This is a genomic window from Streptomyces sp. GL_141, assembly GCF_057834385.1.
The window spans coordinates 8,694,387-8,711,804 of the sequence record NZ_CM174402.1 but is presented as its reverse complement, the minus strand read 5'-3'; the positions used below and the strand labels follow the sequence as shown (position 1 = coordinate 8,711,804).

The window sequence follows — 17,418 nt, the reverse complement described above, 5'->3', positions numbered from 1 at the left end:
GCCCCCGCTGAGGGCCGGCCGGCGCGCTAATCGTGTTGACCGCCCCCGGCAGGCAGTGCTGGAGTCGGCACGTGGACAGCATCCCCGCCAACCGGCGGCTCTGGAACCAGATCAGCAGCGCCTACCAGCACGAGCACGACCCGCAGATCGGCGCCGCACCCCGACTGTGGGGCATGTACTCCGTCCCCGACGCGCACCTGCACGCCCTGGGCGACGTCACCGGCAAGCGCGTCCTTGAACTCGGCTGCGGCGCCGGCCAGTGGTCCAGGGCGCTCGCCACCGAGGGAGCCAGCGTGGTCGGACTCGACCTGTCCGAAGCTCAACTCGCCGCAGCAGCCCGCGCGATGGGAGCGGCCCGCTACCCGCTCGTGCAAGGTGCCGCCGAACATCTCCCCTTCGCCGCCGACAGCTTCGACCTGGTGTCCTGCGACTTCGGCGGGCTCAGCTGGGCGCCCCCGCACCTGGCCGTCCCGCAGGCCGCACGCGTCTTGCGCCGAGGCGGACGCCTGGTGTTCAACGTCGCCAGCCCATGGTTCGAAGCTTGCTACGACGAAGCCGCCAGCCGCGTGACCACGACGCTGCAGCAGAGCTACTTTGGGCTGAACACCATCGCCGAAGGCAACGGCGCGACCAGCTATCAGCTCACCTACGGCGACTGGGTCAAGGTCCTGCGCGGCGCGGGGCTCATCATCGACGACCTCATCGAGCCGCGGCCCGAACTCGGAACACCCAACGGCTACAACGAAACCGACCCGCCCGACTGGGCACACCGCTGGCCGGCGGAACTGCTCTGGGTGACCCACAAACCGTAAGTACCGCCGTGCCGGGACGTGAGGGCATCCCCTCGCCGGGCCGGCCATGGGGACCTGCGCGTGTGAATCGGGTGTGGGTCCTACGGCTGCGGCATCTGGAAAGTAGGATCAAGCAATGTCTGACATGACCGAAACCACGCCCGGCTGGCTGTCCACGGATGAGCTCGACGTCGCCAGGGCCCAGATGCCGATCCTGTACGTGACAGCGGTTCCTGTGCGGGTAGACGAGAGCGGGGAAGTCACCGGCATCGGGCTGTTGCTGCGCATGGGCCCGGACGGAACGGTCAGCCGGGCCCTCGTCTCCGGACGCGTCCTGCACCACGAGCGGGTCCGTGACGCGCTGTTGCGTCATCTGGAGAAGGACCTCGGGCCGGTGGCTCTGCCCCGTGTCCCCGCATCGCTCCAGCCCTTCACCGTCGCCGAGTACTTCCCCACTGCCGGCATCACCGCCTATCACGACCCCCGCCAGCACGCGGTGTCGCTGGCCTACGTCGTCCCCGTGGCCGGCGACTGCCGGCCCCGGCAGGACGCGCTGAACCTGGTCTGGTTCAGTCCCCAGGAGGCCGCCGACCTCGCCGTGCACAACGAAATGCCCGGCGGCCACGGCGTGCTGCTGAAGCAGGCGCTCGCGCACACGGGACACACCTACTGAGAGCACCGCGCCACCGCGGTAACACCTCGCCCGGGCCGGGGCTGATCGGGTTGCACAGATACCGGCAAGAAGTCGCTCGCGGCGCTCCACCAAGAGCGCCCTACACGGCCCCGGCCCGGTCAGGATCTCCACAACGTCGGCCACGGCCCGTCAGGTGCCATGGCAGGGCGGCCGGCGGCTACGTCGTCGCGGCGCCTCGGTGGCGAAGACCGCTCACAGCGAGGCAAGCGAGAAGATCACGAAGCCGGTCATCAGGAGTCGCTTGCGGCCCGACCGGTCACCGAGCGCACCCGCCGTGACGAGCAGACCGGACAGAGCCAGGGCGTACACCTCCACGATCCACAGCCGCTCCACCGCGCCGGGCTGGAGAACTGCGACCGGGAAGGGAAGGCGACGCCGAGGATCGTCGTGTCCATCGCGCACAGATCCGGATCCACGCCTTCGCCGGTCTCCGAGCTTGAGGTGGAACCCGGGCCGGAACCAGACCGCCGACACCGGCAGCACGGTCAACGAGTGGATCTTCGTCCAGGCCAAGAACAACCGGTGAGGACTCCCTTGGTACTGACCAGCACCAAGCCCGTGGTCGTTACGGGCGAACATGGGCCAGTTCCGGACCCCACCCCCGATCAGCCGGTTCGCGTCAAGGCGGCGTGCGCCGAGGTGAGGACCGCCTCGGAGAGCTGCGAGCCCTTGGTGGCCCGGGACAGGAGCAGTGCGCCCAGCAGGGTGCAGAGACGGGCGGTCCCGTCCTGATCGTCGGTGGCGAGGAATTCGGCGAACCGGGCCGCCCCCTCGGCGTAGACGCGCTGGGCCTCGGGCCCCCCGTCCTGCCGCGCCATGTCGGTGGCGAGCGCGGCGACCGGGCAGCCGTCCGCCGGGGCGTCGCGGTGCTCGACGGAGAGGTAGGCGTCGATCAGCGCCTGCTGGGCGGCGTCCCGCTGCCCGTCATACTGCTCCAGACCGGCGGTGTGCCGCAGGGCGAGCTCGGCGAAGGCCTGGGCGGTGGCCTCGGCCACGAGCGCCTCCTTCGAGGCGAACTGCTTGTAGAAGGCGCCGTGTGTCAGACCGGCCGCCTTCATCAAGTCGGCAACGCTGACCTGCGTACCCCGCTCCCTGAGGAGCCGGGAGGCGGTGTCCACCACCCGCCTGCGATTTTCCTCCGCCTGCGCCTGCGACACGCGGCCCATGGCCACCTCCCATGTGGATGTCGACTGGCATCTATCGTAGAGCAGTGTTTAGATTGCACCCATAATCTAATTTACGCGGGCCGTCGGACGGCACCCGCCAGGTCGAGGAGCAGGCATGGAACTGAAGAACGCGGTCGCGGTCGTCACCGGCGCCAACCGGGGCCTCGGGCGGCACCTTGCCGCCCAGCTCGTGGAGCGCGGCGCGAAGGTGTACGCGGCGGCCCGCCGCCCGGAGTCCGTCGACCTGCCCGGCGTCACCCCGCTGCGGCTGGACGTCACGGACCCGGAATCGGTACGGGAGGCCGCCCGCATCGCGTCCGATGCGACGCTGCTGATCAACAATGCGGGCATCTCCACCGGCGCGACGCTGATCGGAAGCGACCCGGACGAGGTGCGCCGGGAGATGGAGACCAACTTCTTCGGCCCCCTGACCGTCACACGGACCTTCGCACCCGTCATCGAGGGCAACGGCGGTGGAACCGTGCTCAACATCCTGTCCGTGCTGTCCTGGCTGCACCCGGCCCACCTCGGCTCCTACGCCACCACCAAGGCCGCCGCCTGGGCGCTGACCGGTGCGACCCGCGAAGAGCTGGCACCCCGGGGCATCGCGGTCTCGGCCCTGCACGTGGGCTACATGGACACCGACATGGCCGCCGGCGTCCCCGCCGACCGGAAGGTCTCCGCCGCCGACGTCGCCGCCCAGACCCTGGACGGCATCGAGGCGGGTCTGGCGGAGATCGTCGCCGACGAGCTCACCCGGCAGGTCAAGCAGGGCCTCGCCGCCGCACCGCAGCCGATCGCGGCCTGAGATCCCACCGGATCGAAAACGCCCTGTCCGCGCGTTGCGCGGGCAGGGCGTCTTATGCCTTCGGGTCTTGCGTGACCGAGGGGCGATCAGTCCTTGCGGACCAACTTCCAGCTGATGAAGTCACCCGAGCCGACCGTGAGGGTCCCGTCGGGGAAGGCGAGCGTGGCGCCGTACAGCTCGCCGACTTCGTTGTAGACCGGCGAGGCCGTGAGGATCTCGTCGAGGCCGGGTCCACCGAGTCCTTCGAGCGGCTCGAATGCCCAGGCCTCGGGAGGCCAAGCCCAGTCGGGCAGTGCGGGCCAACCACCAGCCGAGATCTGCAGCGTCCAATCGGTGCCGTTCCACAGCACCGTGGAGCCGCCCGACGCGAGGATCAGCTCGATCCCCTCCGCCCGCCATTCATCGCCCTCGGGCAGGTACCTCAGGGCGTAGGCCGCCGTAAGGGTCACGCCCTGGAGCGCGAAGATCTGCCGGTCGCTCATTTCTTGCAGCTACAGGTCATCGGAGTGGCATTCGAGTACCACTTGTTCAGACCCTTGTCCATGGGGAAGAGGGAAACGAACTCGCCGTTGGCTTTGGTGATCACCAGATCCACGCCCTTGCGGTAGAAGAAGTAGTCATCGGAGCCGCCACCGTCGGGGTTGTAGGGGCCCTGCCGCACGTCCTCGTGGTTCGAGCGGACGTCGGCAATCTTGTCACGGTAGGCCTGACGGGCGGCCTGGTCGCCGGGGTGCGCTCCGTAGTCCTTGGAGTGCTTGCCCCACTTCTTGCCGAACTGGTCTTCCACAATATTGAGTTCCGGGCCGCAGCTCGTGTTGTGCACGAGGACCGGAGTCGTGCCGGCCAGGACGTAGTAGGTGTGGAGGTCGTTCACCGTGAGGTTGTATGCGGGGGCGAGTCCCGTCCAATGGCGGACGTTGCCGATCTCCGCTGTGCTGCCCTCGGGCGTGCGCAGGGTGTCCTGCGGGGTGAGGTCGGCCGCAACCTTCCACGCCCTGGCACTCTCGGACCAGAGCGGATGGTGGCTGGTCGCAGTGAGCGAACCGCCGCCGTCATTCGGAGCGAGGGTGATGTCGGTGAACTCGCGGTCGTCCGGGGTGTAGATCGTCGCGTCGACCCGGCGCGAACCGGTGACACCCGTGTTCGGGTCAGTGGCAAGAACCTCGTCGCCGGTCTTGACCTGCTCGATCCGGCGAGTGGTCCCGTCACCCATCAATACGGGTGTACCGGCCGGGAAGCTGTTCGTCGGCTTCAGGCACGGCGGGAGCTTGCCGTACTTCGTGCCCTTGGCAACGCTCTCGATGCCGTCGTAGAGCTTTCCGGCGATCTTTATCTTGCCGATCGGCAGGACGCCGGCCGCGGCCATGACGCAGCCGCCGAGCGAGGGCTCCTTGATGCACTTCTCGATGTCGGCGGCGCCGGAGAGCTCCCACGCGACCTTACCCAGGATCTTGGCAAGTTCCGCGTCGGGCTTGCCGATCACGATCTCGTAATCGTCCCGGTTCAGCGCGCACGGCGGGAGGTGGTCACGGTTGTACGGGATGATGCAGGGCTTCTTCTTGTTCTTCTCGGCCTCTGCCTGCTGCTTGCGCGCCTCCTCGGCCTTGCGCTGCGCTTCGGCGAGTTCCGCCTCGCGCTTCACCTTGACGTCGGCCCAGGCCTGGGAGGCCGCTGCCTCTGCCTCGACCTTGCTCTTGCCGGCCTGGACGGCCGATTCCTTTGCACGAGCTGCGGAGATGTCCGCCTCGCGCGCCGATTCGCGGGCGTAGTTCGCGGAGAAGGCTGCCTGGGCGGCGGACGCCTCGGCGTCGTCGGCCGCACGGTTGGCACTGTTCGCCGCGTTGCGGGCGGTGACTGCCGAGGCCTTGGCCTGATCTGCGCTCTTGGTGGCCGCAGTGGCGGACTTTTTGGCGTCGGCGGCGTAGCCGTTGGCCAGGACGACGGACTTGTCGGCTTCGGCCGCCCACTTCTTGGCGTCGGCCTCAGCCTTGTTGGCTCGGGCCGCAGCCTCGGCGGCACGCCAGCGGCTGGCCTGGGCATTGGCCGAGATGATCTCACCCTCGGAGAGCATCCGGCTGATCTGGAAGCGGTGGTGATCGGTCAGGTCATCCTTGCGGGCCGCCGCGTACTGGCCCGAGACGACGAACTCGTGAAGCTTCGCGGGTGTACCCGCCAGGGCTGCCTTCGCAGCGGCCCTCAGCTCGGCGTTGGTCTCGCTACCGTCGTCCGCATCCTTCTTGTTGGCCAGAGCAGAGACAACGACTTCTTCATCACTCAGCCGGGCACCGTACTGGCCGACCTCCAGGAACGTGGCCAGCGCCTTGCCGGATCCATCGGCCAGGGCGGCCTTGGCATCCCTCTTGACGCTCGCGCCGCCGTCGTTGTTCACCTTGGACACGGCGACCGCGAGGTCGTCCGCGCCCACCGCGTACTGGCCGGTGGTGTAGAAGTCGGAGATCTGCTCAGGGGTGCCCTTCAGAGCCGTGACGGCACCCGCTCGCACGGAGGCGTACGGACTGCTCACGCTCAGCTGTACGACACGGTCGCGGTTCTCTTCCAGACCGGACTTCTTCCAGCCGGTCCGCAGATACTCCAGGACCTCGGCGTCCGTGCCGCCCAGGGCACGCGCCGCCGCTTCCTGGTTCCAGGGACCGCGGAGGTTGAAGGCGTCCAGGGCGAACTTGCGACCCTTGGCCGCGGTGGCCGCAACGTCCACGTTCGGCTTGGCCGCCTCGGCGGCCAGCGCCTGGGCCGTGGTGTCCAGGGCGCGCGCGTCGCGGGCGACCTCGGCGGAAGCCGAGATCAGGCGCTGGGTCTGTTCCTTTTCCGAGCGGGCCCGCTCCAGAGCCGCTTCGGCCCGTGAGGTCAGCTCCTCCTTCTCGACGTCGAGAGCGACCAGGTGAACCTGCTTGGCGGTGTTCACCGCCTTCGTCGCGGTCTCCGCCGCGACTCGCGCGGCTTCGGCCCAGGTACGGGCATCCGCTGCGGCTTGAGCCGCGTCCCCCGCGTACTTCGCGGCGAGCTCGGCGGCCGCGGCCGCCTTCTCCGCGTGGATCGCGGCGGAGCGTGCCGCGTCGCGGGCGTCGAAGGCCTGCTGGGCCGCGCGGCGGGCGAGCGCCCCGGCGTTGTTCGCCGCACGGTTCGCGGCATTCGCGTGCCGGCGGGCCTCAGCGGCCGCGTTGCGGGTCTCAGCGGAGAACACACCGGCCGCCTCGGCATACCGGTTGGCATCCTCGGCCGACGTCGCCGCTGCGTTCGCGTGGTTACCCGCACTGCGAGCACCATCCGCGGCTATGCCCGCGGCCAGCGAAGCCTCACCCGCCTTCTGCGCGGCATCCGCCGACGCCCGCGTCAACAGCGCAGCATCTCGCGCGTCCTTGGCGGCACGGTTGGCCGCCTCCGCCTTGGTCGCGTCACCAGCTGCGGCGATCGCGGAGTTGTAGGCATTGTTCGCCGCGGTCGCCGCCAGGGAAGCAGCATTCGCGGTCTGCGCGGCAGCCAGGGCAGCGGTGCGGGCCGCACGGTTCGCCGCGTTCGCCGAACCGATCGCCAGCTGGGCCGCGGCCGAGGCCTCACGCGCCGACTGCGCGGCCTGCTTCGACTTGTAGGCGGCCCGGCCGGCGTCCTTCCCGGCCGCCTCCGTCTCCTTGGCCGCCTTCAGCGCGGCGATCCTGGCATTGTCGGCAGCATCGACAGCCTTGGCTGATGCCGCCTCCGCCTTCTTCGTCGCCGCTTCCGTCTGGATCCCGGCCTGCTTGGCCTGCTCGGTCAGCTGCGCGATCGTCGCGTGCTCCTGGTCCCGGTTCCGGGCGACGAACTGCCCTACCTCCAGGAACTCCGCGATGTCATCCGCCGAACCCCGCAGGGCGTTCTTGCCCGCGAGCTTCACGTTCGGGCCACCGGAATTGATCAGCTTCGAGACCGCGACCTCGTTGTCGACCTCCCGTGCCTCGTACTGGCCCGACTCCAGAAACTTCGCAACGGCGTCGGGACCGGCCTTGAGCGCGGCCTTGCCCGCCTCCTTGACACCCGGACCACCGAAGTTGATGACCTGCGACGCCTCGACCTCGCGGTCCTCGGCCAACGGCTTCTGCCAGCCGTTGCGCATGAACTCCTGAAGTTCCTCGGGAGTGCCCTTGAGAGCTGTCTTCCCGGATGCACGGACCGCCGGACCACCCGTGCGGAAGATCCGGCTGGCGTCGATGTAGTCGTCGTCGTACTGGATCGTCGGCATCTCGGCGAGGAACGCCTTGACGTCGCCGTCGGTCCCCAACAGGGCCTTCTGTGCCGCTGCCTGGATTCCGGCGCCGCCGTGCTTCCAAGCCTGCACGACATACGAGCGGTCAGACGAAGGCTCGTCCGTACCGTCCCAGTCCGCAGCACCGGCAGGCGCGGCTCCCAGCAGGCTCACGGTCAGCGCCATGGGCAACGCGACACCGCAGAAGCGGCCGAGCGCCCTTCTCACACTTCCGGGCGGTGTGACGGAGCCCACGGCCCCGGATATATGCGTTCGCCGTCGCATACGGCTTTCCCCCTGTCTCCATGATGTCTTCGCTTTTGCATGGACATGCAAAGGCGCACTCCAGCCGACGACGTCGCGGCGAGGCGCTCTGAGGTAGCGAAGAAAGTGGCAGTCTGTCCGATTTTGGTCGATGAAGTACCCCAAAAGGCCCGATACGACCGGGGGTTGGGAAACTGCCAAGATCTTACATGTGCTTTACTTGCGCTAACTTACCGGGGGGTATCGCAGCCTCCCGCCACCATGTACGAAGGAAAATCGTGGCGATATCACGTGCCCGCAAGGCACTCCTCACCGGTCTCGTCGGCGCGACGGCCGCCCTCGCCGGGATCGCGAGCCTGGGCGTCGCGCATGCGGGCCCCCAGGCCCCCGCCGCCGTCTCGGCGACCGAGATGCCCCTCACCGTCGAGGACTTCTCCTACCCGGACGCGGCCCGCATCCTGGCCGAGCAGAAGATCACCCTCAAGCGCGGCGACGGCAACATCGTCTTCGTCGACTGCGCCGCCGGGACCCCTGACATCACGGTCAAGTCCCGCATCGCCCAGAAGAACTTCTGCTTCGACGTCATCGGCAGCAAGGGCTGGCTCACCCTCGAGCTCCCCGACGCGTTCGGGATCTGGACCGAGGCCCACCCGGTCCAGGCCAAGATCACCGCAGACGGCCAGGAAACGGTCGTCGACGCACCCGCCAACGACTACAAGCCCTTCGGTGAAGCCGGCGACTCCGGCACCCCCTCGGTCCTGGTCGAGCTCCGCGTCACCAGCTGAACCCGGCCGTAAGGCCAGTCGGCCCTGCGGCCAGCCGCGGCACGACACCCCATGGCGCCTGCCGCCCACGTTCCCTCGAAGCTCACAGAAGACCAGGAAGCCCCATGTCCCACATACCTCCGCGCACCAAGTGGACGGCCGCGGCCCTGACCATCGCAGTCGCCTCCGCGCTCGCGCCCGCCGGCGCGGCCCTGGCCTCGGTCGGAACCCCTGCGCCCGCCGGCCAGTACACCTACACCGCCAAGCTCAACATCGGCGACGAGGCCAACAGCCGTGCCTGCTCCGCCGTCCTCGTCCACGCCAACTGGGTCCTGACCGCGACGAGCTGCTTCGCGAAGACCCCCGGCGCAGCGGTCGTGGCCGGGAAGCCGGCGCTGAAGACCACGGCCAAGATCGGCACGACCACGCTCGACGTGGTCAAGATCGTGCCGCGCGCCGACCGTGATGTGGTGCTGGCCCGGCTGTCCAGGCCCATCACCGGCGTGGCCCCCATCAAGATCGCCGCTGCGCAGCCTGCCGTGAACGCGGCGGTGACGGCGGCCGGGTTCGGACGTACGAAGACCGCCTGGGTGCAGTCGAAGGTTCACACCGCCGCCTTCGGCGTCGCCTCCGCGGACGCCACGACGCTGGCTCTTGCCGGCAAGGGCACCGACTCCATCTGCAAGGGCGACACCGGTGGCCCGCTGGTCAACGGCAACGGCGAGCTGGCCGGCATCAACAACCGGTCCTGGCAGGGCGGCTGCCTGGGCACCCCCGCCACGGAGACCCGCACCGGCGCCATCGCCTCGCGCGCGGACGGCCTCCAGGACTGGGTCCGCAAGACCGCCTTCCACGCCCCGGGCGACATGAACAACGACGGTGTTGCCGACCTCGCGGCGATCTGGGGCGACGGCAATCTCTACCTCTACCCCGGGGACAAGGCCAAGGGCCTGGCCGGCACCAGCGTCGCGCAGCTCGGCGGCACCACCTGGGCCACCGCCAAGCAGCTCGCGGCCGGCGACTTCAACGGTGACGGCATCTCAGACCTGATGTCCGTCTGGAACGACGGCACCCTGCACCTCTACAAGGGTGACGGCAAGGGCAAGATCACCGACGGAGTCACCGTCACCGAGGGCGCCAGCAGTTGGGGACCCATCAAGCAGTTCACGGCCGGCGACTTCACCGGTGACGGGATCGCCGACCTCATGGCCGTGTGGACCGACGGCACCCTGCACCTCTACAAGGGCAAGGGCGACGGCCAGCTCGCGTCCGCGGTCACGGTGACCACCGGCGGCAGCACCTGGGGCACCGTGAAGCAGCTGCCCGCCGGCGACTTCAACGGTGACGGCATCGCCGACCTCATGGCCGTCTGGACCGACGGCACCCTGCACTACTACCCCGGTGACGGCACCGGCCAGATCGGCGACGGAGTCGCGGTCCCGCTCGGCGGCAGCACCTGGGGCACGGTCAGGCACATGACCGCCGGCGACTTCAACGCCGACGGCATCGCCGACCTCATGGCCATCTGGACCGACGGCAGCCTGCACCTCTACAAGGGCGACGGCAAGGGCGGCATCACGGACGGCATCGACATGATGGGCGGCACCAGCTGGAAGACGATGCTCCACCTCAGCTGACCCACACGCCGCCATAGAAGCATTCGGCTGCCGGACCCGGGAGAGTCGCCCCGGGTCCGGCAGCCACGGGACCCTCTCAGTCAAGGGCGACCCCGGCAACAGCACCTCGCTGGCACCTCTGAGCCGAGCCTCCTTGACCTACCGGCATGGCCTCCCGAGCTCGACGATCCCGAGCCGCCGTCTGCAGCAAGAAGGGCCGGCAGTGTGCCCTGGCGCAGCGAGCTGCCGACCTGGCGGTCTGCGCACACGGCAACGGATGTCCACACCGCCAAGCTCACCATCGGCGACGAGGCCAACAGCCGCGCCTGTTCCGATGTTCTCGTCGACCCTAGCCGGGTCCTGACCGCGACGAGCTGCTTCGCGAAGACCCCCGGCGCGGCGGTCGTGGCGGGGAAGCCGGCGCTGAAGACCACGGCGAGGATCGGCGCGGGCACGACCACGTTCGATGTGATCAACGTCCAACCGCACGCTGACCGCGGCGTCTCGCTCGCCAAGCTGTCCAAGCCGGTCACGGGCAGCATCACCCCCATCAAGCTCGCCGCCGCGCAGCCTGCCGCGGGAGCTGACGGCGATGAGCTTGTGCGCCTGGGCCCCCGCTGGACACGTCGGTCCAGCGGGGGCCGGAGCGTTGCGGTGGAACGTACCTTCGGTCAACCGGCGGCTGATGACCGCCGTGCACATCACCAGGGCACTACGCCGGCGTCATCGAAGAACCTACCGGTCGGGCCGCCGTCGGGCAGGGTCGCAAGTTTGACGGCGATCGCCGCGCCCTGTTCGGGGGTGCGCACACCGCGGAAGCCGTTCAGGTCGGTCGCGACATAGCCGGGGCAGCCGGCGTTGATCAGGATGTTCGTGCCGCTCAGCTCCCGGGCGTACTGGAGGGTGACGGCGTTCAGGAACGTCTTCGACGGCGCGTACGCCGCGGCCACCGGACCGGTCGTCTGCTCGCCGGCGGTTCCCGACTGCCGGGCGAGGGAGCCGACACTGCTGGACATGTTCACGATCCGCGGGGAGGCGGAGCGGCGCAGCAGAGGAAGCATCGCGTTGGTGACGCGGATGACGCCGATCACGTTGGTCTCCACGACCGTCCGGATGATGGCGGGATCAACCCGGGTGGGCTCCTGCGGCATGCCGCCGGTGATGGCGGCGTTGTTGACGAGCACGTCGAGACGCCCCGCCCGTTCCTCGATCAGCCGTGCGGCGGCGGTGGCGCTCGCGTCGTCGGTCACGTCCAAGGGCACGCCGAACGCGTCGACGCCAGCCGCGCGCAGTCGCGCCACGGCGGCCTCACGGCGCTGATCGTCGCGAGCGCCGACGCCGACGCTCCAGCCGAGAGCGCCCAGGCCCGCGGCGACTTCATAGCCGATTCCCTTGTTCGCGCCGGTGACCAGCGCAATCGTTCGTTCGCTCATAGGGCCATGCTGCCCGCGGGTCCCGGTGGGGGTCCAAGACCGATCGGGTGGGCAACGATACCGTCCGGGTATTGATCTGGAGTAGCGTGTCCGCGTGGAGACCCGGGAACTGCGGTATTTCATCGCCGTCGCTGAGGAGCTGCATTTCGGGCGCGCCGCGCAGCGGCTCGGGATCGCGCAACCGCCCCTGTCGCGGGCGATCCAGCAACTCGAACGCCGACTCGGGGCGCAGCTGCTGGATCGCACCAGCCGCACCGTCACGCTGACCGAGGCCGGCTCGGTGCTCTTGGTCGAGGGCCGAGCGGCTCTCGACGCGGTCGACGCCGCCGAGCGCCGGACTCGCCGCGCAGGCCGTTCCGTGACCGGCCGTCCGGGCCTGACCCTGGTCACGAAGGCCAGTGCGTCCAGAGAACTGCTGGCCAAACTGCTCGACGCGTACGCCGCCGAACCCGGCTCGGTCCCCGTCGAGGTCATCCTGTGCGGTCCGGCCGAGCAGGAACGACTCCTGCGCGAAGGCCGGGCCGACGTGGCGCTGCTGCACCGGCCGTTCGACTCGACGACCGGGTTCCACACCGAAGACCTCAGCACGGAGGGCCAGGTCGCGGTCCTGCCGGCCGGGCATCCGCTCACCGTCCGGACTCATGTGCTCATGGCCGACATCAGCGGGCTGCCGGACCTGCCCCTCCCCCGCTGGCCCGACCCCGACGGCACCTACCCGCCCGGCCCCGGTCCGCAAGTCCGCGACCAAACACAGCTGTTGCAGCTCGTCGCGCTCGGCCGCGCGTGCGCGGTCACACCGGAGTCCTGCCGAGCCCAGCTGCACGGTGACCTCGCCGCCGTGCCCGTGCTGGACGCGCCGGCAGTCACCACCGTCATCGCCTGGCCCCCGCACAGCCGCTCCACGGCCGTCGCCGACCTTGTCCGTACTGCGACGCGTCTCCAGTAGTCCCCACACGCCGGCCGGGTTCCGCCCATCGCGGCCCGGCTCACGGAGCGGGCGGAGGGGCTTGTCCCGCTGACCGTCAAGCCCCGAGATCCAGGGGCATGCCCCGCCGGGCGGGGTGGGGCCTACTGGGACCAGGCTCCGACGGGTGCCGGAAAACGATCGCAGGAGCTCGGGACGGACGGGCCTGGACATCAGGGAGTCAGCCGTGGCGATGGTCGGACTGTTCTGGATCACCGAGGATTCCGTGTACGTGGGTTCCCCGCCGAATGCAGAGGGGCACTGCGTCCGCATCACCTCCGAAGGGGTGCAGGCGCGGGGCCCGGACCGCATCCGGACATGGCCGTGGTCGGTCCTGCGCTCCGCGTGCATGGAGGCCGTACCCGCCCAGGGCGACGCACGGGGCGTAGGCCGCTTCCTGGCAGCGGTGCTCGAAGCGGTGGTCACGGTTTCGTCCAGCTATGGGGACGAGGAGCCGCCACAGATGTTCCTGGTCCTGGAGACGGAGGACGGGACGGAGGAGGTACCGGTGTCGGCGGCGACCATGGGCTACGGCTCGCGGGAGATCGTCCTGTCCCAGCACCTCCTGGCCCACCTTCGGGAGGGCACGGCGGACCTCGGAACCCTCACGGCCTGGAGCCGGGAGCGCGGAGGTGGCACACCGAAACCGCGCGAGCGCGAAGCCCTCCTGCGGGAGTGGACACACGCGTGAGCCCGGTGGCCCGCGGCGGAGCCACATGCTAGACGAGACGCATCGTCTTGCTGTGGTGGGGGTATGGCTTTCTACTCGTCACCAAGTCCTACGGCACCCGGACCGTTCTCGACCAGGTCTCGTTCACCGTCCGCCCGGGCGAGAAGGCCGCCGTCATCGGTGAGAACGGCTCGGGTAGGTCCACCCTGCTGCGGCTGCTCGCCGCGGCCGAAGCCCCGGACGCCGGGGCGATCACCGCCAGCTTCCCCGGAGGCACCGGTCATCTCGCCCAGACCCTCGATCTCGACGCGGACTGCACCGTGCAGGATGCCGTCGATCTCGCGCTGGCCGAACTGCGCGGCATGGAGCGCTCGCTGCGTACCGCCGAGGAGCGTCTCGGCACGGCCTCGGAGGAAGAACTCGCCGCGTACGGCGATCTGTCGGTCGCTTTCGAGGAACGCGGCGGGTACGCGGCGGACGCCCGAGTGGACGCCTCCATGCACGGACTCGGGCTCGCCGGGATCGGCCGCGAGCGTGTACTCGGCTCGCTCTCAGGGGGTGAGCAGTCACGGCTCGCGCTCGCCTGTGTACTGGCCGCCGCTCCCGGGCTGCTGCTCCTCGACGAGCCGACGAACCATCTCGATGCGGTCGCGGCGCGGTGGCTGGAGGAGCACCTGCGCGCGCACCGCGGCACGGTCGTCGCGGTCACCCACGACCGCGGCTTCCTGGAGCGCATCGCCACCACGATCCTGGAGGTCGACCAGGACGCTCGCACGGTTCACCGGTACGGCGATGGCTGGGCGGGCTACCGCACCGCGAAGGCGACCGCCCGACGCCGCGCAGAGCAGGAGTACGCCGACTGGCTCGAGGAGGTGGCCGGTACCGGGGAACTGCTCGAAGCCGCCGGCAGGCGCCTGGCCGCCACCGGCAAGGACCCGGGGCAGGGCTTCGGCAAGCACCGTCGCTCGCACGAGGCCAAGCTCGGCGGGCAGGTACGGTCCGTCCGGGAGCGGCTGGCGCACCTGCAGCGCAATCCCGTGGCCGCACCGCCGAAACCGCTGCGTTTCACGATGCCGCCGGCCACGGCGGGCGACGGGCATCCTGCCGACCGTCCGCTCGCGGAGCTGGGCGGCGTAGCCGTCGGCGAACGGCTGCACCTGGACGGGCTGGTGGCGATCGCGCCTGGGCAGCGGCTGCTGGTCACCGGCGAGAACGGGGCGGGCAAGACGACACTGCTGCGCCTCCTGGCGGGCGACCTGGAACCGGATGCGGGGGCGGTGCGCCGCCCTGCCCGGATCGGGTACCTGCCGCAGGAGCTGCCGACGCGCCCCACACGGCTCCCCCTGCTCGCCGCCTTCGCGGCCGGGCGGCCCGGGCTGCCGCAGGAGTACGCCGAGCAGCTCCTCACACTGGGCCTGTTCCGCGAGGAGGACCTGCACGTCGAGGTCACGGCGCTGTCGGCCGGCCAGCAGCGGCGTCTGCAGCTCGCGCGCCTCGTCACCCGTCCGGCGGACCTCCTCGTCCTCGACGAGCCGACGAACCACCTCGCGCTCGACCTGGTCGAGGACCTGGAGGAAGCACTCGCCGCCTATCCGGGTGCAGTGGTCGCGGTCTCGCACGACCGCGGCTTCGGCGAACGGTTCCACGGGGTGCGGCTGGAGCTCCACGGTGGCCGGAGGCACCGACCTGGTGAGGGCCCGCGGCAGTTCATCGTTCGCTGAGGCACTCCGCCGGGTGGGCGGTTGCGCGCCACGGTGGAGCGCCCACGTCGTTGCACCAGCATGACCGATTTCATGGTGCAGATCTCCGCCGACTGGCTCGCCCGCGTGTTCCTCTCACTCCGCCGCGGTACGTCCGACGATGCGCACGCGCTCGCGGGCGAACTGCAGCAGTTCACGGAGAAGCCCGGCCAGCGGGTGCCTGTCCCGAGAACGACGGTGCTGCGTACGGAACTCGCCCTGCGCAGGGAAATCGAGGCCACCGGCGAACACGCTCGGCGCGCGGAGCTGTCCGAGCAAGCCGAGTACCTGGTCAAGACCCGCCTGGTCGGCTGACGGGCTTCCGCCCCCGACCTCGGTCGGGGGCGTGGCCGCCGAGCCGGGTAAGGCGCGCGGCAGCAACAGGTTCAGCTCCTGTTCACGCCCAGCACGCAATGCCTCCCTACCCTCCCCCTGTCCAGCATTCGCAGTGGAAGGGAAACCCGGTGTCCTTCACCGCTTCTGTCCGTACGGCCGTCCTGCCCGCCGCCGCGTTGGCCGCCCTGGTCATCCCGGCCGCGCCCGCGCACGCGGCGGCCGTCTCCGTCAACGCGAGCGTGGAGACCACGCCGGTCTCGCACAGCGGGGACGCCGCCGACGACCCGGCGATCTGGGTCCACCCGACCGACCCCGCCAAGTCCGTGGTCGTCGCCACGGACAAGAAGGGCGCGCTGGAGGTCTACGACCTGTCCGGCACCCGGATCCAGCGGATCAGCGGCGACTACGGCAACAACGTCGACCTGCGCGGCAACATCGTCGTCTCCGCGGACGACGAGGCCGCGGGCGGCAACGGCGCCATGCACATCTACCGCATCGACCCCGTGAGCCGACAGCTCAAGCACCTGAAGGACGTTCCGACCGAGGTCACGGCCCACGGCATCTGCCTCTACACGTCCCCGGCCTCCGGGAAGCTGTACGCCTTCCCCAACTCCACCTCAGGCCGGGTCGAGCAGTGGGAGCTCGCCGTGAACGGCGACACCGTGAACGCGACGTCGGTCCGCCTGTGGGACGCGGGTTCCGCCGTCGAGGGCTGCTACGCCGACGCGAGCACCGGAAAGCTCTACCTCGGCGAGGAGGACGTCGGCGTCTGGGTGTACGGCGCCGAGCCCACCGCCGGCACCTCCCGCACCAAGCTCGACTCCACCGGATCCGGCGGCCACATCACCGCCGACGCCGAGGGCATCGCCGCTGCGGGCAACCGGATCTACGTCTCCTCCCAGGGCAGCAACGACTTCACCGTCTATGACCGCACCACCCGCGCCTACCTCGGCCGCTTCTCCGTCGCCAACGGCACCGCGGCCGACGACTGCGAGGACACCGACGGCATCGACGCCACCGCGGCCAACCTCGGCCCCGCCTTCCCCCAGGGCGTCTTCATCTGCCAGGACGGCTCCAACGGGACCCCCGGCAGCAGTGGGAACCAGAACTTCAAGTTCGTCCCGCTCCAGCTCATCACCGCGCACTTCGCCTGAGCACCGGTGAACCCCAGGCCCGGGCAGCACACGCGCAGCCCGGGCGGTCCTCCGGTACGGACGCGGAAAGACGGCCGGAGGGCCCAGCCCGCGGCCCCTCGGCGGGTCCTGGTGCGCCGTAGCGGTCGGCCGCACGGTCAGCGCTTCTGCGGGCCCTCCTGCGAGGCGGGCCGCCGGCCGGCGAGGGCCGCCGCACTGCCCAGCAAGGCCAGCGCGAGGAGCAGCGGCGCCCACGGCGTCCCTGAGTCCTCCACTTCCGGAGAGACCCTGCGGCGCGGGTCGTAGGAGACCTGGATCCGTCCGCCCTCGGATGCCAGCCGGCGGTCGCCCTTGAGCTCGCTCGGGTAGCCGTCGGGGCAACTCAGCACGTGGCGGTAGACCGTCCTGGGCGGAGGGGCGCCCTCACCCGAGGAACCCTGGGTCTTCTCGTCCACCTCGGTGACGACGCAGTCGGCGACCGCCCCACGCACGGCCATCCGGTCGGCCAGGGCCACCAGCGTCAACAGCCCCAGCACCAGCAAGATCGCCCCGAAGACGCCGGCACTGCCCTGAACGAGCCTGAGATACGCGACCCAGGCGGCCACGAGCATGACCGCACCAACGGCGACGGCGGCCGTCATCGACGGCGCGGCCGCTCCGCCCAAGGACCACCAGGCCCAGCCGTACACGACGGACGCCGCGAGCACCACGAACAGAGCGCCACCCGTACGTGCCCGAGGTTCTTTCCCCTCCATGCCCACCACCCCCGTACGGGGACGCCGGCAGCCTCGACCCGGTTGCCG

16 protein-coding genes and 1 pseudogene are annotated in these 17,418 nt (G+C 70.1%); 11 read left to right on the top strand and 6 right to left on the bottom strand.

The window, feature by feature from the left end:
- Positions 1 to 71 precede the first annotated feature (71 nt).
- Both AC3IX6_RS38735 and AC3IX6_RS38730 read left to right on the top strand, forming a co-directional pair.
- The gene (locus AC3IX6_RS38735; protein WP_489367993.1) at positions 72 to 812 is read left to right on the top strand and encodes a class I SAM-dependent methyltransferase; all 741 of its coding nucleotides are present in this window, start codon (positions 72 to 74) and stop codon (positions 810 to 812) included.
- Between the two features lie 124 nt (positions 813 to 936).
- Positions 937 to 1,464: an NUDIX hydrolase family protein gene (locus tag AC3IX6_RS38730; protein ID WP_489371692.1), complete on the top strand. Its 528-nt coding sequence runs from the start codon at positions 937 to 939 to the stop codon at positions 1,462 to 1,464.
- A gap of 213 nt (positions 1,465 to 1,677) precedes the next feature.
- On the opposite strand, the gene AC3IX6_RS38725 is transcribed toward AC3IX6_RS38730, so the two are convergent.
- Positions 1,678 to 1,887, bottom strand: coding sequence for a hypothetical protein (locus AC3IX6_RS38725; protein ID WP_489367992.1), 210 nt, complete (start codon positions 1,885 to 1,887; stop codon positions 1,678 to 1,680).
- A 203-nt stretch (positions 1,888 to 2,090) separates the two neighbouring features.
- Positions 2,091 to 2,651, bottom strand: coding sequence for a TetR/AcrR family transcriptional regulator (locus AC3IX6_RS38720; RefSeq protein WP_489367991.1), 561 nt, complete (start codon positions 2,649 to 2,651; stop codon positions 2,091 to 2,093).
- Between the two features lie 115 nt (positions 2,652 to 2,766).
- On the opposite strand from AC3IX6_RS38720, the gene AC3IX6_RS38715 reads away from it, so the two are divergent.
- Entirely contained in the window at positions 2,767 to 3,459 is a 693-nt protein-coding gene (locus tag AC3IX6_RS38715) for an SDR family oxidoreductase (RefSeq protein ID WP_489367990.1), read from the top strand.
- A gap of 86 nt (positions 3,460 to 3,545) precedes the next feature.
- Here the strand turns inward: AC3IX6_RS38715 and AC3IX6_RS38710 are convergent, their stop codons facing one another.
- Complete coding sequence (locus AC3IX6_RS38710) at positions 3,546 to 3,941, bottom strand: hypothetical protein (protein ID WP_489367989.1); 396 nt, start codon at positions 3,939 to 3,941, stop codon at positions 3,546 to 3,548.
- A complete protein-coding gene (locus tag AC3IX6_RS38705; RefSeq protein WP_489367988.1) occupies positions 3,938 to 7,882 on the bottom strand; it encodes a polymorphic toxin-type HINT domain-containing protein in 3,945 nt (1,314 codons plus the stop codon). Before AC3IX6_RS38705 ends, AC3IX6_RS38710 begins: the two co-directional genes overlap by 4 nt.
- A 356-nt stretch (positions 7,883 to 8,238) precedes the next feature.
- On the opposite strand from AC3IX6_RS38705, the gene AC3IX6_RS38700 reads away from it, so the two are divergent.
- The 3 genes and pseudogenes from AC3IX6_RS38700 to AC3IX6_RS38690 form a co-directional block, all read left to right on the top strand.
- Positions 8,239 to 8,745 (top strand): hypothetical protein, encoded by a 507-nt coding sequence (locus AC3IX6_RS38700; protein ID WP_489367987.1) that lies wholly within the window; start codon positions 8,239 to 8,241, stop codon positions 8,743 to 8,745.
- A 104-nt stretch (positions 8,746 to 8,849) separates the two neighbouring features.
- Positions 8,850 to 10,361 carry an FG-GAP-like repeat-containing protein gene (locus AC3IX6_RS38695; RefSeq protein ID WP_489367986.1) on the top strand — a complete coding sequence of 504 codons (1,512 nt, stop codon included), beginning with the start codon at positions 8,850 to 8,852 and terminating at the stop codon, positions 10,359 to 10,361.
- A 204-nt stretch (positions 10,362 to 10,565) separates the two neighbouring features.
- Positions 10,566 to 10,970, top strand: a pseudogene (locus tag AC3IX6_RS38690) (trypsin-like serine protease); the annotation flags it as partial.
- A 71-nt stretch (positions 10,971 to 11,041) separates the two neighbouring features.
- On the opposite strand, the gene AC3IX6_RS38685 reads toward AC3IX6_RS38690, so the two are convergent.
- The gene (locus AC3IX6_RS38685; RefSeq protein WP_489367985.1) at positions 11,042 to 11,773 is read right to left on the bottom strand and encodes an SDR family NAD(P)-dependent oxidoreductase; all 732 of its coding nucleotides are present in this window, start codon (positions 11,771 to 11,773) and stop codon (positions 11,042 to 11,044) included.
- 94 nt (positions 11,774 to 11,867) lie between these two features.
- Here AC3IX6_RS38685 and AC3IX6_RS38680 point away from each other — a divergent pair, with 94 nt between their 5' ends.
- The 5 genes from AC3IX6_RS38680 to AC3IX6_RS38660 all read left to right on the top strand — a co-directional run bounded on the left by AC3IX6_RS38680 (position 11,868) and on the right by AC3IX6_RS38660 (position 16,636).
- Positions 11,868 to 12,719, top strand: coding sequence for a LysR family transcriptional regulator (locus tag AC3IX6_RS38680; RefSeq protein WP_489367984.1), 852 nt, complete (start codon positions 11,868 to 11,870; stop codon positions 12,717 to 12,719).
- A gap of 205 nt (positions 12,720 to 12,924) precedes the next feature.
- A complete protein-coding gene (locus AC3IX6_RS38675; protein WP_489367983.1) occupies positions 12,925 to 13,428 on the top strand; it encodes a hypothetical protein in 504 nt (167 codons plus the stop codon).
- Positions 13,429 to 13,475: 47 nt separating this feature from the next.
- On the top strand, positions 13,476 to 15,128 hold the full coding sequence (locus tag AC3IX6_RS38670; RefSeq protein WP_489367982.1) for an ABC-F family ATP-binding cassette domain-containing protein: 1,653 nt from the start codon (positions 13,476 to 13,478) through the stop codon (positions 15,126 to 15,128).
- Positions 15,129 to 15,188: 60 nt separating this feature from the next.
- Positions 15,189 to 15,461 (top strand): hypothetical protein, encoded by a 273-nt coding sequence (locus tag AC3IX6_RS38665; protein WP_489367981.1) that lies wholly within the window; start codon positions 15,189 to 15,191, stop codon positions 15,459 to 15,461.
- Positions 15,462 to 15,610: 149 nt separating this feature from the next.
- A complete protein-coding gene (locus AC3IX6_RS38660; protein ID WP_489367980.1) occupies positions 15,611 to 16,636 on the top strand; it encodes a phytase in 1,026 nt (341 codons plus the stop codon).
- Positions 16,637 to 16,773: 137 nt separating this feature from the next.
- Here the strand turns inward: AC3IX6_RS38660 and AC3IX6_RS38655 are convergent, their stop codons facing one another.
- A complete protein-coding gene (locus tag AC3IX6_RS38655) occupies positions 16,774 to 17,370 on the bottom strand; it encodes a hypothetical protein (protein ID WP_489367979.1) in 597 nt (198 codons plus the stop codon).
- Positions 17,371 to 17,418 lie beyond the last annotated feature (48 nt).

What these genes read in the sequence shown, in the direction of transcription:
- AC3IX6_RS38705 (WP_489367988.1), bottom strand. Translation starts at nt 7,882, where the DNA reads ATGGCGCTGACCGTGAGCCTGCTGGGAGCCGCGCCTGCCGGTGCTGCG.
- AC3IX6_RS38695 (WP_489367986.1), top strand. Translation starts at nt 8,850, where the DNA reads ATGTCCCACATACCTCCGCGCACCAAGTGGACGGCCGCGGCCCTGACC.
- AC3IX6_RS38715 (WP_489367990.1), top strand. Translation starts at nt 2,767, where the DNA reads ATGGAACTGAAGAACGCGGTCGCGGTCGTCACCGGCGCCAACCGGGGC.
- AC3IX6_RS38655 (WP_489367979.1), bottom strand. Translation starts at nt 17,370, where the DNA reads ATGGAGGGGAAAGAACCTCGGGCACGTACGGGTGGCGCTCTGTTCGTG.
- AC3IX6_RS38730 (WP_489371692.1), top strand. Translation starts at nt 937, where the DNA reads ATGACCGAAACCACGCCCGGCTGGCTGTCCACGGATGAGCTCGACGTC.
- AC3IX6_RS38685 (WP_489367985.1), bottom strand. Translation starts at nt 11,773, where the DNA reads ATGAGCGAACGAACGATTGCGCTGGTCACCGGCGCGAACAAGGGAATC.
- AC3IX6_RS38720 (WP_489367991.1), bottom strand. Translation starts at nt 2,651, where the DNA reads ATGGGCCGCGTGTCGCAGGCGCAGGCGGAGGAAAATCGCAGGCGGGTG.
- AC3IX6_RS38665 (WP_489367981.1), top strand. Translation starts at nt 15,189, where the DNA reads ATGACCGATTTCATGGTGCAGATCTCCGCCGACTGGCTCGCCCGCGTG.
- AC3IX6_RS38710 (WP_489367989.1), bottom strand. Translation starts at nt 3,941, where the DNA reads ATGAGCGACCGGCAGATCTTCGCGCTCCAGGGCGTGACCCTTACGGCG.